22 protein-coding genes are annotated in these 12,888 nt (G+C 70.8%); all 22 read right to left on the bottom strand.

Features of this window, described 5'->3' with window-relative positions; translation table 11 throughout:
* Positions 1 to 7 precede the first annotated feature (7 nt).
* Complete coding sequence (locus AMYTH_RS0137730; RefSeq protein WP_027934565.1) at positions 8 to 187, bottom strand: hypothetical protein; 180 nt, start codon at positions 185 to 187, stop codon at positions 8 to 10.
* A complete protein-coding gene (locus tag AMYTH_RS0137725) occupies positions 177 to 494 on the bottom strand; it encodes a hypothetical protein (protein ID WP_027934564.1) in 318 nt (105 codons plus the stop codon). Before AMYTH_RS0137725 ends, AMYTH_RS0137730 begins: the two co-directional genes overlap by 11 nt.
* Positions 495 to 515: 21 nt before the next feature.
* Positions 516 to 923, bottom strand: coding sequence for a hypothetical protein (locus tag AMYTH_RS0137720; RefSeq protein ID WP_051362938.1), 408 nt, complete (start codon positions 921 to 923; stop codon positions 516 to 518).
* Positions 923 to 1,330: a hypothetical protein gene (locus AMYTH_RS0137715; protein ID WP_027934562.1), complete on the bottom strand. Its 408-nt coding sequence runs from the start codon at positions 1,328 to 1,330 to the stop codon at positions 923 to 925. Before AMYTH_RS0137715 ends, AMYTH_RS0137720 begins: the two co-directional genes overlap by 1 nt.
* 4 nt (positions 1,331 to 1,334) lie before the next feature.
* Complete coding sequence (locus AMYTH_RS0137710) at positions 1,335 to 1,934, bottom strand: head-tail connector protein (protein ID WP_027934561.1); 600 nt, start codon at positions 1,932 to 1,934, stop codon at positions 1,335 to 1,337.
* A gap of 14 nt (positions 1,935 to 1,948) precedes the next feature.
* The gene (locus tag AMYTH_RS46445) at positions 1,949 to 2,308 is read right to left on the bottom strand and encodes a hypothetical protein (RefSeq protein WP_037322995.1); all 360 of its coding nucleotides are present in this window, start codon (positions 2,306 to 2,308) and stop codon (positions 1,949 to 1,951) included.
* Positions 2,309 to 2,310: 2 nt separating this feature from the next.
* Complete coding sequence (locus tag AMYTH_RS0137700) at positions 2,311 to 5,310, bottom strand: phage portal protein (RefSeq protein WP_027934560.1); 3,000 nt, start codon at positions 5,308 to 5,310, stop codon at positions 2,311 to 2,313.
* A 49-nt stretch (positions 5,311 to 5,359) separates the two neighbouring features.
* Positions 5,360 to 6,883: a terminase gene (locus tag AMYTH_RS47330; protein WP_157360724.1), complete on the bottom strand. Its 1,524-nt coding sequence runs from the start codon at positions 6,881 to 6,883 to the stop codon at positions 5,360 to 5,362.
* Entirely contained in the window at positions 6,861 to 7,160 is a 300-nt protein-coding gene (locus tag AMYTH_RS0137690) for a terminase small subunit (RefSeq protein ID WP_027934559.1), read from the bottom strand. The genes AMYTH_RS47330 and AMYTH_RS0137690 overlap by 23 nt, the downstream gene beginning before the upstream one ends.
* Before the next feature lie 228 nt (positions 7,161 to 7,388).
* Positions 7,389 to 7,781: a hypothetical protein gene (locus AMYTH_RS0137685; RefSeq protein WP_157360723.1), complete on the bottom strand. Its 393-nt coding sequence runs from the start codon at positions 7,779 to 7,781 to the stop codon at positions 7,389 to 7,391.
* Positions 7,782 to 7,783: 2 nt separating this feature from the next.
* Positions 7,784 to 8,062 (bottom strand): hypothetical protein, encoded by a 279-nt coding sequence (locus AMYTH_RS46435; protein ID WP_037322994.1) that lies wholly within the window; start codon positions 8,060 to 8,062, stop codon positions 7,784 to 7,786.
* A 1-nt stretch (position 8,063) separates the two neighbouring features.
* Positions 8,064 to 8,603 carry a hypothetical protein gene (locus AMYTH_RS46430; RefSeq protein ID WP_051362936.1) on the bottom strand — a complete coding sequence of 180 codons (540 nt, stop codon included), beginning with the start codon at positions 8,601 to 8,603 and terminating at the stop codon, positions 8,064 to 8,066.
* The gene (locus AMYTH_RS0137670; protein WP_027934557.1) at positions 8,600 to 8,977 is read right to left on the bottom strand and encodes a hypothetical protein; all 378 of its coding nucleotides are present in this window, start codon (positions 8,975 to 8,977) and stop codon (positions 8,600 to 8,602) included. Before AMYTH_RS0137670 ends, AMYTH_RS46430 begins: the two co-directional genes overlap by 4 nt.
* Positions 8,977 to 9,207, bottom strand: coding sequence for a zinc finger domain-containing protein (locus AMYTH_RS51345; protein WP_027934556.1), 231 nt, complete (start codon positions 9,205 to 9,207; stop codon positions 8,977 to 8,979). The genes AMYTH_RS0137670 and AMYTH_RS51345 overlap by 1 nt, the downstream gene beginning before the upstream one ends.
* Positions 9,204 to 10,022, bottom strand: coding sequence for a DNA adenine methylase (locus tag AMYTH_RS46425; RefSeq protein WP_037322992.1), 819 nt, complete (start codon positions 10,020 to 10,022; stop codon positions 9,204 to 9,206). Before AMYTH_RS46425 ends, AMYTH_RS51345 begins: the two co-directional genes overlap by 4 nt.
* Complete coding sequence (locus AMYTH_RS0137655; RefSeq protein WP_027934555.1) at positions 10,019 to 10,450, bottom strand: hypothetical protein; 432 nt, start codon at positions 10,448 to 10,450, stop codon at positions 10,019 to 10,021. The genes AMYTH_RS46425 and AMYTH_RS0137655 overlap by 4 nt, the downstream gene beginning before the upstream one ends.
* Positions 10,447 to 10,689 carry a hypothetical protein gene (locus tag AMYTH_RS0137650; protein WP_027934554.1) on the bottom strand — a complete coding sequence of 81 codons (243 nt, stop codon included), beginning with the start codon at positions 10,687 to 10,689 and terminating at the stop codon, positions 10,447 to 10,449. The genes AMYTH_RS0137655 and AMYTH_RS0137650 overlap by 4 nt, the downstream gene beginning before the upstream one ends.
* The gene (locus AMYTH_RS0137645) at positions 10,686 to 11,432 is read right to left on the bottom strand and encodes a helix-turn-helix domain-containing protein (RefSeq protein WP_027934553.1); all 747 of its coding nucleotides are present in this window, start codon (positions 11,430 to 11,432) and stop codon (positions 10,686 to 10,688) included. The genes AMYTH_RS0137650 and AMYTH_RS0137645 overlap by 4 nt, the downstream gene beginning before the upstream one ends.
* A 158-nt stretch (positions 11,433 to 11,590) precedes the next feature.
* Positions 11,591 to 12,298: a hypothetical protein gene (locus AMYTH_RS0137640; RefSeq protein WP_027934552.1), complete on the bottom strand. Its 708-nt coding sequence runs from the start codon at positions 12,296 to 12,298 to the stop codon at positions 11,591 to 11,593.
* Positions 12,295 to 12,417 (bottom strand): hypothetical protein, encoded by a 123-nt coding sequence (locus AMYTH_RS50985; RefSeq protein ID WP_267283912.1) that lies wholly within the window; start codon positions 12,415 to 12,417, stop codon positions 12,295 to 12,297. The genes AMYTH_RS0137640 and AMYTH_RS50985 overlap by 4 nt, the downstream gene beginning before the upstream one ends.
* Positions 12,414 to 12,686: a hypothetical protein gene (locus AMYTH_RS0137630; protein WP_027934551.1), complete on the bottom strand. Its 273-nt coding sequence runs from the start codon at positions 12,684 to 12,686 to the stop codon at positions 12,414 to 12,416. Before AMYTH_RS0137630 ends, AMYTH_RS50985 begins: the two co-directional genes overlap by 4 nt.
* Entirely contained in the window at positions 12,686 to 12,886 is a 201-nt protein-coding gene (locus AMYTH_RS0137625; protein WP_157360722.1) for a hypothetical protein, read from the bottom strand. The genes AMYTH_RS0137630 and AMYTH_RS0137625 overlap by 1 nt, the downstream gene beginning before the upstream one ends.
* Positions 12,887 to 12,888 lie beyond the last annotated feature (2 nt).

The following is a 12,888-nucleotide window of genomic DNA, read 5'->3' as shown; positions in this document are numbered from 1 at the left end:
GCCCCGTTCACCTCCCGCGCTTCACCGATTTCATCGCCAGTTCTTGCCGCTGCGCCTTCCGGCCGAAGTAGACGGTCCACGCCACGTACTCGTCCTGCGACAGGGACTCGCGCAGCTCCGCGACCGTGCGGCCTAGGCGATCGGCCAGGTAGAACTCGAATTCCAGGTCCGAGTCCTCACTCTGCATCTCCAGCCAGATCGCTTTTGGCGGCCTCCTTCTTCATGCCGGACAGCTCCAGGATCGCGTCCTGCACCGCGTTGAGCTCCCCAGCCGGGGCCGCGTCCTGCCACTGCTTCACCTCGTCCTCGGTGAGCGCGGGGGTGACCATCGCCATCGCCAGCAGGGTGCGTTCCATCTTCCCCGCGGACATCTCCTTGCCCCTGAGCGAAAGCGCCTCGGCCCGGGAGAGGCTGCGGACCCGAACGGTGCCGACGCCCGGGACCTCCACGTCCCGCTCGGCCAGCCGCGGTTTGAGCAGTGCCGACTTGTCCATAGTGGAGAGTTCCTATCTCGATCAGGGGGTGGTGGGCTGCGTGGTGGTGTCGAAGTCGTCGGACAGCTGAAGTTCGGCTTTGAACGTGATCATGTCCGCCACCGGGGCGGTCTCTTCGTAGGAGGTGACCACAGCGTCACCGGACTGCTCGGGCTTGCCCGAGCCGGTGCCTTCCGGCCGATAGACGAAGTCGACGGTGGTTCCCAGGGCTCCTTCAAGGATCGTCTTCGGTCCGGTGGTGCCGCTCTCGTAGAACCCCTCGATCGACACCGTGCCGTCCAGCAACCCGCCCTGGTAGGTCTTCGACTTCTTGCCGAAGGTCGTGGTGTCGTGCGAGTCCGCGGAACGCTTCGGCGCTACCGAGTTGCAGAACTCGCTGATGTCCGTCGTGTTGATCATCACGACGAGGTTTTTGCCGTGCACAGCCATCAGGAACCTCCCGGTCCAATCACATCGGTCTGAAAGATCGCGCCGAGGTACTCGACGCCAGAGATGGTCACCGCGTCCACGCGGGCTTCGGTGACCCGGACCGAGTCACACGAGGTGAAGGCGTGGCTCTCCAGCGCGGTCTTTACGCTCTTCGGGTCGGCGCTGTCGAGGTAGACGGCGAGCCGGTCCCGCGCCGAGCGCGCATCGACCTTGCCAACCACCACGTACAGCGGCAGGGTGAACCGGTCCTTGCCGCGCTGCATCGTGGCGTCGTAGTTCAGCGGATCCGGCCAGTCCACGATCGCCGCCGGCGGTGTGATCCGCTGGGCGCTGAACGGGAAGACGTTCAGCCCGGCGATCGCGCTGAGCGCTTCGCCCATCTCGTCCATCACGGTCGCGAGGTTCACGGGATCACCCGACCCGCTTCCGGTCGCGACAGTAGTTGGCCACCATCACCTGAACATCCGGGTCGAGCTTGGCGAGTAGCCGCAGCTCGGACCCGATGTCCGGCGATCCGGCCACGCCGAACGGCGAGTCCCGGCGTGCGAACAGGCGCGACGCCTGCAGCAGCGTCGCCTGCTTGATGGTGTCGGGTACTTCGGTCCATCCGAACCGAGCGGTGACGCGTACGCCGTCGACGGCGATGCTCCCGATCGTGCTCGGCAACTGGAGTTCCGTCCACGGCCGGCCCTCGGCCGCCGCGTTGCGCGGCAGCATCCGCGGGTTGCCGACCGTCGTCCAGGTGTCGTCTCCGGGGTCGGTGGCGACCTCGGTCGGGACCACCATGACGTCGTCGATCCGCACCAGCCAGGTGTCGCGGTACGCGGACCAGCGCGCGGTGTAGAACCGCTGCTCGACGTCGGTCTGCCCGAACTGCCGGTGGGTGAACTCGTCGATTGCGCGCGAGGCGGCGGAGACGGCCACCGCCAGCTCGTCGCCGTCCACCGTCTCGTCGCCACGCACGTACTCGGCCAGCTCGGCCGCGCTGGCATAGTCAGGCTGCCAGGCCATCTCCGCTCACCTCCTTACCGCTGCCGCTGCCGTGCCCGAAGCTCGACCTCGGGCACCATTCCGTCGTCAGTGGGCACCATCCACAGCGGACGGCGCGCCCCGGCCGGCCCCTCGACGACCGGGGCGACGCCGTCCTTGCGCCCGCTCTCCTCGGGCGCGCCCGTGGCGGCCGGCGCTGCACCCGCGCTCGGTCCGCCGTCCTCCGGCGCCGCCGCCACGACGCCGTCGGACTCCAGCTGTGCGATCACCTCGTCGCGCGACAGCTCCGCCCACGCCTCGGCGGGCGAGCCGGTGAGCGCGGCGGCGTAGGCGCGCCACGCCGCCGCTCCCGAGCCCGGCCCGCTCGTCGGCGGCCGCTCCAACTGCCCGCTCACGATCAGACCGCGGCGTTGTCGTAGGTGATCTTGCGGACGCCGTCGGTGCGGGTGCAGGCCAGCGCCTTGTAGCCCCACACGGCGACGTCGACGAACGCGACGCGGTACTGGAAGTCGAGCCGCTGCGGGTTCGAGGCCCAGCCGTGGACGTCCTCCCGGTTGAACAGGTAGGAGTCGTTCGCGGCGCCGTCGACGAACGGCAGCGCCCACGCCGGGACGCCGGCCAGCCCGCCGATCGCCAGGGAGCCGAAGAACTGGCCCATCGTGCCGTCGGCGTTGGTCGCGCCGAGCACGGGGAACAGCGGCCGCCCGTCGGCGTCCTTGGCCGCGGCCAGCGCGGTGTACAGCCCCTGCTCCAGCTTGAAGTCGCGGAACCGGAACCCGCCACGGCTGAAGTGCAGCGCGGCGAGCGCCTCCTTCACTTCCTGCGCCAGCGCGGTGTCGACGGCACCGGCGGTGAGCGTCACGGTGGTGACGGTGAGGCTCTCCAGCAGCGCCGCGGAAGCCTCCTCCAGCGCCTCGTTGTACTCCCGCACCATCTGCCGCCACAGGATCGTGGACAGCTGCGGGTTGCCGCCCTGGTCCCACGCCTCGCGAGTCACCTCGACCTTGCCCGACACCGCCGACGGCGTGATGGTCTGTGTGGTCGTGCTGAACGCGCCCGGCGTCGGCTCGGTGCCCTCGGTGTGGTTGTTCACCAGGTTCGAGGCCGACTGGAACTTGGGCAGCACGAACGGCGTGTTGTCGTCGATCGTGCCCTTGCGGATCGCGTCCCAGATCGGGGTCGGGTACTCCAGCTGGTCCACGTACAGGTCCGGCCGGTTGATGTCCGGGTTCAGCGCCTTGACGCCGGCCTGGTTCACCGCGAAGTCGGCGCCGCCGGGGAACGCGAAGTTCTCCTGGATCCACTGCTCCGCGCGCTTCAGCGCCTCGTGGTCGCCCTTCGCGCCCGAGATGATGTCCGTGGAGAAGTCGTGCTTGCCGCGGGAGCCGTCGAACCGGTACAGCGCCTCCTCGTTGACCGAGAACCGCGCCTTGGGGCGGGTCGGGTCGACGAACGCGGGTCCCTCGCTGCCGTTCTGCTGGACCTCGACCAGCGTCGAGATCGCCTCGGCGAGCGTGCCGGTGTTCTTCGTGAACGCCTCGACCGCGGCGGTGAACGCGGCAGTCGTCGCCGCGTCCGGCCCGGCGACCGCGGTTCCCTGCTGCCCCTGCGGGCCGTCGGGCTTGTCCGTCATCCTGCTGTCCTTCCGTGATGCCTTGACGCCCGACACCCGGGCGTCGTCGAATGCGGGGAACGCGGTCAGCGCCACGCCGGCCAGCCGCGCGTCGGACACCAGCCGCACCATGTCGTCGTTCGGGTCGGCGCCCCAGCTGGAACCGTCCTCGTTGAACTCGGCCTCGATGCTGAACCCGTCCAGCACCTTGTCGTCGGCCTTCATCAGCGCCTTGTCGCCGTCCTCGCCGCGGGCGATCTTGAACGTGCCCTCCAGGCCCTTGTCCGTGGATTCGAGCTTCACGGCGTAGCCGATGGCCTCGGAACGGTTGTGGTCGAGGTTGAGCTTCACCCGGCTGGTGTCCGACCAGGACAGACTGTCCTTGGAGAACCGGTACTTCGCCCACCCCGAGCGGGCGACCTTGTTCCACGGCACGAGCAGCCCGGAGACGGTGCGCTTCTCGACGTCGACGCGGAAGTTCGCATCGGCGACCGGGATCGCGAACGCGATCACGTCGTGGTTGCTGTCCTCGGCGAACTGCGCGCTCGTCGCGGTCCGGGTCATGCCGGCCTCCTCGGTGGTCTGCGGCTGGCCCTGATCAGCCGCGGGTGTCTGTTGCTGGCGCGGAGAGACCTCGACCGGAATGGCGGGCAGCCCCTCCATCTCGCGCACCTCCGGCACGGTGAGCACGCGCGTGGTGAGCCCGGTCTGGTAGGTGTTCCACCGCTCGGTCGCGTTGGCCTTCAGGTAGTCGTCGAGGTTGAACTCGACCTTCTGACCGCGGCGGGTGACGTCGTTCATGGACAGCCGGTCGGTCACGGCCCGCATGTACATGGCCAGCACGTCGTTGATCCGGTCGCGCCGCCGGTCGGTCGCGTTCGCGTACGTGCGCGACGTCGTCGACACCTGCAGGTCTTCGGCGTCCAGACCGAGCGCGTTCGCGATCTCGATCGTCGCTTCCTTCTTCAGCTCGACCAGCTGCAGCTCGGCGGGCGTCGGCGCGTTGACGGTCTGGTACTTCAGGGCGGCCGGCACGTAGGCGGTAGCGCGCTCGCGCCGCGCAGCCTCCCAGTCGTCCAGGATCTCTTCGACCTCGTCGTCTTCGATCGGGTCCGCGTTCTCAGCCGGGGTGAAGTAGTCCTGTGGCCGCGGGTCGCTGGCGTACATCGACGACGCCCGGTCGAACAGAATCGCGCGCCGGATCGCGCGCGCCGCAGCGCCGAGCAGGGGCGGGTTCGGCGAGTCGAACCGGATCATGTCCTGCCCGGGCACCGGCTGGCCGTTCACCCACACCACGCCGCCGGGAAGCTGCTGCCCGGACGGCAGCGTGCGGAGCTGGCGTGCGCCCGGTGGCGGGTTCAGCGACACCGTGTTGACGTCGACGTGCACGGCCGAGCGCGGGAACCCGTCGGCGAGCCGGTCGGTGATCTGCCACCAGGAGATCGCATCGAACACGAGGTCTTCGACCGTCTGCGCCAGGGTGACCACGTTCGCCACGTTTGGGTCGATCTGCTCCAGCAGGGACGACCGGACCAGCATGCGGTCCTTGTCGCGGGTGACCAGCGGCAGCGTGGCGATCGAGCACAGCAGGTTGCGGCCGCGCAGCACGGCCGGGACGGACAGCGCGAGCGCCCGCGTCACCGGCGTGTTCGAGAACTTCGACGCCCCCGAGACCAGCGTGTCTACCGGGGTGGGCAGGTCGTGGGAGAACGTTACGGACGGCTCGGGCGCGCTCGGCGAGCCGGGCGCCTCGGACCATCTCAGCAGCGTGCGCAGCCATCCCACGGCCGCGACAATACATGAACACCTGCACAGGTGATCAGGTATTCAGGAGTCAGGCGGCGGCTTGCGTGTCGTCGTCCCCTCGCTTCCTCCGCCGAACGATCCGCGGCTTGCCGACCGGGGCCGGCAGCGTCCGCGCGAGGTGCACCGCGCCCGCCGCGGCGTACACGGCATTGACGTGCCCCACCCCGCGCCGGATGAACACCCACGCGTCGCCGCGCATCTGCCGTTCGGCAGCCTCCACCTGCGCGTCCAGCAGCGGGTCGCCGGAGTGCGCGATCTGTCGCGAGGTGACCTGCTCGGCGAAGCCCATGCACACCACCGGCACGTCGCTACGGATCTCCTCCAGCTCGACCCCCGGCGGCGGCCAGCCCTTCCGCTTCACCAGCTCGGCCGCCACGGCGGCCGCCGGGCCGGTCGGGAACCACCCGAGCTTGCGCGGCTTGATCTTGCGCACGAGCGCGGGCAGCTCGCGGCGGAACGCGGCGAGGTCGGTCCACGCCTGCACCGGCTCGACGCGGACCCGCCCGTCCGGGGTCCGCGCGGCCGCGATGAGCGCCGCGTGTTGCTGGTCCAGCGACACGTCGAACGTCAGCACGACGTTCGAGCGCACGTCGGCGAGGTCGCCGGGATCCAGGCAACCGGCGGGGAACGGGGCAGACCACGCCTCCCCGTCGATCGCCGGATCCAGGTTCGGAACCCGCATGCACAGGATCTCGGTTTCGAACTGCGTCAGCTCGTCGCCGCCGTTCTCCTTGGCCCGCCGCGCGTCGGCCAGCAGCGAGTCGAGGTCGATCCGCCGGCCCAGGTTCGGGTTGCTCATCGCGAGCGCGTGCGGGTCGTCGGCGTCGGACCCGGGCGGCGCACTCCACTCGAACAGACCCAGCTGCGGGTCGCCGTCCGGCCGGATCCGCTCGACGCCGTTCACGCGCTCGACCGCAGCCGAGCGCAACGACTCCAGCACCACCGCGCCCGCGTCGCCCTGGTTGGTGATCGCGAACGCCTGCGCCGACGGCACGGCGTTCATCGCGTTGTACGCAGCGTTCCACGCGTCCCAGGAGTCGTGCTCGCGCAGCTCGTCGAGGATCAGCCGGTGGATCGTCAGCGACCGGCCGCCGCGCCGGTTCGCCGCGGCGATGCGGTAGCGGGCCTTTTCCGCGGTCACCAGCGCCTCTTCCCCAGCGGCCTTGCGCACGGTCGCGACCAGCGGCGCCAGCTCCTCGTGGCTCTCGGCGAGGTCGACGGCCTTTTGCCAGGACTCCTTCGCGTAGCCCAGGTTCGTGCTGGTACCGAGCACGAGCGGCACGGCCTCGACGAACAGCCAGAACAGCGACAGCACAACGAGCACGTGCGTCTTGCCGTTCTGCCGCGCCACGATCACCAGCACCTTGCGGAACCGCGGCCGCCCGTCCGGCAGCAGCTCGCCGGCGTGGATCACCAGCCACCGCTCCCACGGATCCAGCGGCATGCCCAGCACCGTGTCGGCGAACTCGACGACGTCGAACCCGTACGACGTCCGCGCGGTGAGCCGCCGCAGCGGCGGCGTCCAGAGCCTAGGTTCCGTTCTTCCGAGCACGCGCTTCGCGCTTCGCCCGGAGGTCGTCGAGCGCCGACCGCTGCTTGCCGCCGCCGTCACCACGTTGTCCACCCTTCCCGAGCACCACCGCCCGGCCCTTCGCCGTCATGCCCAGCGATTCCAGGCAGGCCAGCAGCAGCGGCCCAACCTTCACCAGCGCGTCCGGCTCGCTGTCCAGCACGTCCGCGTAGCGCCGCGCGAGCGCGGCCGCGGCCTCGTCCTCCGGCCGCAACGTCACCGCGCCGAGCGACTTACTCAGCACCTCCGAAAGCGTCATCCCCTCTCCCCTCCAGACCATGATCGCTCGAACCGCTGACGATCTGTCCGAACCGGACGGCATCGGCGCCGGGCGCCGTCGATCGGGCGCGCGCCCGCGCGCTGCGAGCAAAAAAAGACCACAGGCGGCGGGGTGTCCGTGGCGCGCGCCGGCGGGGAAAGGCACCCCCCACCCCACGCCTCGGCGCATCGCCGCAGGTCAGAGCATTGCAATGCATTCGTCGATGCCTCACCACGTGGTCCGGGGTACGGGGGTGGGGTCCGGCATGGGGTCGCGCGCCTCCTGGTCCAGCCAGTACCGCACCGCCTGCACATGCCGGTGTGGTTGTGCCCTCTGCTTGGCCCGTGCCATCAGCACCTCGTCGGGCGGTCGCAGCAGGACAGTCCGATCCGCGCGGATGCGGGCAGCGAACCGGGCTCGGGCCGTGGCTCCCCCGCAGCAGCGGATCACCCACGTGCGGCGAGCGGGCCTGGCCCGCTGCAGCTCGGCCACCGCCCGGTTGAACGCGCGCGCCCCCATCGCGTCCTGATCGAGCACGACGTCACCCGGTGCGCGGTGCTGCTCGACGTGGTGGTTCTTCCCTGCGCAGGGCGGGCCAGCCACCAGGATCACGGTTGCCATGCTCACCACCTGGTCCTCGGTTGCGGGGCGGGATCCGGTTTCGCGCTCGGGTCGCCGGCCTTCTGGTTGCACTCGGCGTGCGCGGCCTGCAGGAACCGCGGATCGTCGCCGAAACGCTTCCCCCGGGTGTGGTGGACATGCAGCGCGCGCGGGTGCGGCTTGCGCAACGTCGGGTCGATGGGCTGGTGGCAGAGCCCGCATACCCAGCGATCCCGGTCGGCGATCTCCAGGCGCAGCCTGCGCCAACGCCGGGAACTGCCACCAGCCCACGACTCGCTCATGTCACGCTGCCTGCAGCGCGGCAGGCCACTCGACGCTGGCGAGCGCGTCGCGGTGGCGGGCGAGCGGCACGGCCAGACCGACGCGCTGCGCGCCCATCGTGGCGAACACGAGCGCGTCGGCGGCGTTGTCGTCGACCAGCTCGACGTCCGGCCACATCCGGGCGATCGCGGCCACCACGGGCGCTTTCCCGGCGTTGCCCTTGCCGGTGGCCCACTTCGCGCGGACGGTCGGCGGGCAGACGGCGAGCGGGACCTGGCGGGCGATCAGGCGGTTCACGATGCGCCACCACAGCCCCGCCCGCTCCCAGGTGTGCGGGCTGGCCTTCCCGAGCGCGGGTCCCTCGATCACCGCGAGGTCCGCGCCGGCGGCCACGGTCTCAACGGCGTGCACGATGAGTTCCAGCCGCATGTCCCGGTCGATCAGCGTCGGGTCAGGGGTCGGTTCGGAGCTGATGACGCGCACGGCCGGGCCGTCGGTGCTGGTGATCGTGGCGAGCCCGGTTCCGGTCAGAGACGGGTCGATCCCTACGACGCGCGTCACGCTCCTGCCCCCGCAACTGGCTTCCACGCTTCGGGAGCGTCGATGTAGAGCTGGTTGCAGACGTCCTCCCAGCCTTCCCCGAGTTGACCAGCACCAGCCGCGACGGGCGCCAGCATGCACACGCGCTGCTCCGACCAGCGGATGCGGATCTCCTGGTCCCCATAGCGCCCGATCAGCTCGGTGCCGTCGCGCGGAGCACTGTGCATCGCTCGCCACCCGCTCGTTGGTTTCAAATCGTTCGCGATGCGGTCGATCTTGGCGTGCAACTCGCCGAGCGCGCGTTCCAGCCCGGCCAGGCGCGCGAGCTGGTGCGCCTGGAACGGAGTTGCCGGCCGGAAGTCGAGGGGGTCGTTCCCGAAGGCGTCTCGGGTCATCAGCGGGTCGTCTCCTTCGTGGTGGTGCGGCGGGCCGCGTGGTAGCCCTTCAGGGGCTTGCGGCGGCCGCGGATCGTGGTTGTGCAGTCCTGCCCGGGCGCGGCGTGACAGGGCTCCCAGGGGCAGGGCCGAAGGCGGGGGTTGTCGCGTGTCTCGGGCTCGTCGTTGCTCGAGCCGGGGCGGGTCCAGAACAAGGCGGCGGGGTACTGGCCGCGGCGCGCTCGGGTCATGAGGCCTCGAGGTCGAACAGGGTCGCGTCGGGGCGTCGGTTGCACCACAGCACCTCGGTTCGGTCCTGGCGTCTGCCCCCTTGGCCGGTGGTCGTCTCGATTCGCGTCACGTGCCAATCGCCGAACATTTCGGCATAGAGCGGCGATTCATAGCCGGACAGCACGACTGTTGCGCGGCACTCGAGCAGCGCGGCGGCCAGCTCGCGGTGTTCGTCCGCGGCCTTCATCTCGTGCCGGTAGCCACCCGAGACTCGAGTGGATCCGAGGTACGGCGGGTCGACGTACAGCAGCACGTTCGGGCTACGGCCGTATCGCGCGATCAGCTCGAGCGCGGGTTGACGCTCGAGCGTGACCCCGGCGAGCCGGGCGGCGGCCGGCGCGATCCGGCCTACGTAGGCCTCGAGGTAACCCGGCATGCCGAGCACCGAGCCGGCCGGGTCGACGTAGTGACGCCATCCGGTCGGGCGCATCTGACCGCCACGGCCCTGCGTGAGCAGCACCCAGACGCGGCGTGCTCGCTCGAGGTCGGTCGGCGCCTGCTCGAGCGCGTAGGCCTCGAGGTGCTCGGCGCGGGCGTGCGGGGTCAACGCGCACACGCGGGCCAGCTCGTCGGGCTGGTCGCGCAGCACACGCCAGAACGTCATGAGGTCGCCGTCGAGGTCGTTGACGGTCTCCATCCTCGAGCGCGGCTTGGCGAGCAGGACGGCGAGCGAGCCAGCGAAGGGCTCCACGTAGTGCTCGTGCGGCGGGAACGTGGCCGCGATCTGCTCGGCGAGCCTCGTCTTTCCACCGAAGTACGCGAAGGGCGGTTTCATGATCCGGCACTCCCGCCAGCCTTGGCGCCGGTGCCGCCGGAGACGCCGGCCTTGACGCCGAAGCCGCCGCGCTGGATCGCCGACATCGTGCCGCCGGCCTTCGGCAGCCCCTTCGCCACCGGGGCGCCGGACGGCACGCTGCGGATGCCGACGTTGGCCGGCACCCGGCCGCCGACGGGCGGGATCACCGTCGCGCCGTTGGACGTCGGCACCCACACGTAGTAGGTGCCGACCGCGGTCGCGTGGCCGGTGTCGTCCCAGTCGCCGCAGGCGTCGTCGTCGAGCCGGTTTCCGGTGGCCTGGTCGACGCAGACGGCGCCGTACTGCGCGTCCGGGCTGTCGAGGGCGTCGCAGCCGGTGAGGAACAGCGCGGCGACGGCTGAGACGTAGCCCAGGGCCGGGCCGCGGCCCATGCGGCGCGCGGTCACGAGGCCACCGCCGTGTGTGCGTCGGCGGCTTCCTCGGCGATCCAGCGCCGCCGCATCTCGTCGGTGGGACCGTCCTCGGGCAGGCCGACGAGCGCGCGCAGGTGGCGGATCCGCTCGTTCGGGATGCGGGCGCCGAGCGGGTTCCCGGTGCGGCGCCAGCGGGTGTAGTGGCTGCCGCAGTAGCCCTTAGCGACGTGGCGGCCGGTGCAGCCCTCGACGTCGCAGGTGCGGTGCTTCACGATGCCTCCCTGGTGGCTTCTCGGCGGCAGAGGGCGCAAGCCAGCGTTCCGTCGCCTCGCGTGCCGGTTCGGATTCCGTGCGGGCACTTCTCGCGCGCGGTCTGTGGTTGCGCTGGGAGGTGAGTAGGTGCTGGTCGGTTTTGTGGCTTGGTTACCTGGTTTGGTGGGGGCTCACTGGCGACCCCTGATGGCGGCTTCCTGTGAGCCCTAATCGCGGTTTTACCGCTCGCGGGTGAGCCCTGATCGCTGCCGTCTGGGGTCGCCTCCGAGCCCTGGTCCGGGTTTCCAGGGGTCGTGTGCGAGTCCTGATCGGACGGTTTAGGGGTGCTCGGTGAGCCCTGTTTCTTCGCTCGGCGGGCGGCCTCGGCCTCCGCGCGGGCCGCGGCGATCGCCTCGGCGGCCTCGTCGATCTGGCTCGGGTTGAGCCACTCGACGCGCTCCAGGACGTCTTCGGCGAGGATCAGTCGATACTCGTCGGCCTTGCCCAGGCGGCGGTTTCCGCGCTTGTGGAGCGCGAGCAAGCCGACGTCGACGAGCTGGCGCCGGGCGCGGCGCACGGTGGCGTAGGACAGCTCGGTGAGCACGCACAGCCGGGCGAGGCCGGGCCGGACGCGGGTGCCGTCCGGGTCGGCGTGGGTGCGCAGGGTGAAGGCGACGAGCTTCGTGGTGGGCGGCAGCCGGGCGGCGAGGAGGATGCGTTCCCAGGCGAAGATGTCGAATTCGTCCGGGCTCGGCTCGGTCATGCGGCGCTTCTTTCCGGTGGTGCTGGTGGGTGGGTGGTGGTCCGGCGCAGCTGCGACCTGGTCCCGTTGGGGGTGCGGGGTCGTGGGCCTGCTTTCGATTCCCGGTCCCCGCGTCCAGAGGGCGGGGCGGGTGACGTTGACGCCGGGCCGCCGGGGTGTCAGTCGGCCAGCGCGGGCGCGTAGACGTCGACGTCCGGCGCGCCGCCGCCGCCCGGGTTCTGCGTGGTCCACAGGTTGTGCGGCTGCGCGGCGCCGACGTAGCGGTTACCGATCTGCACCAGGTAGCGCGCCCGGTGGTGGTAGCGGTACACCTGCAGGTCTTCCTTCCGCGCCTTCGCCACCGCGAGGAACGGCTTCAGCACGTCGGGGGAGAAGTCGCTGCGCGGCTCGGCCGGCCCCCAGTCGGCGGCGATCGGCGGCACGCTCGCGAGCGCACGCCACAGGCCGGTCGGGTACTTGCTGATCTGCCCTTCGGAGAACCGGATGGTCAGGCCGTCGTTGAACAGGTCGGGGTCCTCCCGGACCACGAGCACGTCCGCTTCACGGCCGATGACGACCGTGTGCTTCTCGGACTTGTTCCGGGTGAGAGCGGCCTTCGGCCGGAAGGCGGCGAGCACCGTGCGGACGTCGGCGAGCGGCCACAGCATCGCCTCAGGGAGCTGGCCGTACGCCTCGACGTAGGTGTGGCCGACGGTGAAGTGGTCCGTGGAGGTGCCCACCAGCAGATCGGTGGTACCGGGCTCGTCTTCAAGCGGGCCGCGGGCGGTGTGCAGCAGCACGCCGCTGGTCGCGCCGATCCCGCCGGCGGTGTGGACGAGATCGCCGAGCAGCTTCACCAGCTGCTCGGTCTCGATGCGGATGCTCACGGGATGGTCCTTCCGGGCTCGGCGAGCAGGTCGCTCGCGGTGATCAGCGGGATGGGCTCGGCGTTGACGTCCGCGCGCCAGGCGGCGAACAGGGCGGCGAGCTGGTCGGTGTCGTTCATCGCGGCCGCCGGTGGCTGGCCGCGTTCGGGCAGGTGGCGAAGTGGGCGGTGCGCAGCTCGGCACCGGCGGCGCGGGCGGCGGCGAGCTTCGGGCCGGTGAGCACGCCGGCGACGAGCTGGCCGCGGTCGAGCTGCAGCAGCACGTTCCCCTTGGCAGGGTTGGCGTTGTAGTCGACGGGGATGTTCTCGCCGTTCGAGGAGACGGCCCAGACGATCGTCGCCGGGCACGAGCGGCACACGGCGTGCCGGGCGGAGAGGTCGAGGGGCATCAGACCTTCTTTCGCAGGTTGGATTCGGCGGCCTGGCGGTCGTCGGCCAGCCGCCACAGGTCGGTGACGTCGTGGTTGAGGGCGAACGGCCAGACGATCGGCTCGGTGCCGTTGACCGTCCGAACGCGACCGTTCGTCGCGCGGCGGCCGTTGCGCCAGCGGGCGCGCAGCCGCAGCGGCAGCCGGAAGAGTCGCCGCACGG

This window comes from Amycolatopsis thermoflava N1165 (assembly GCF_000473265.1).
Lineage (GTDB): Bacteria > Actinomycetota > Actinomycetes > Mycobacteriales > Pseudonocardiaceae > Amycolatopsis_E > Amycolatopsis_E thermoflava.
Note: the sequence above shows the minus strand (reverse complement) of the source record. Positions and strands in the feature narration are given on the sequence as shown.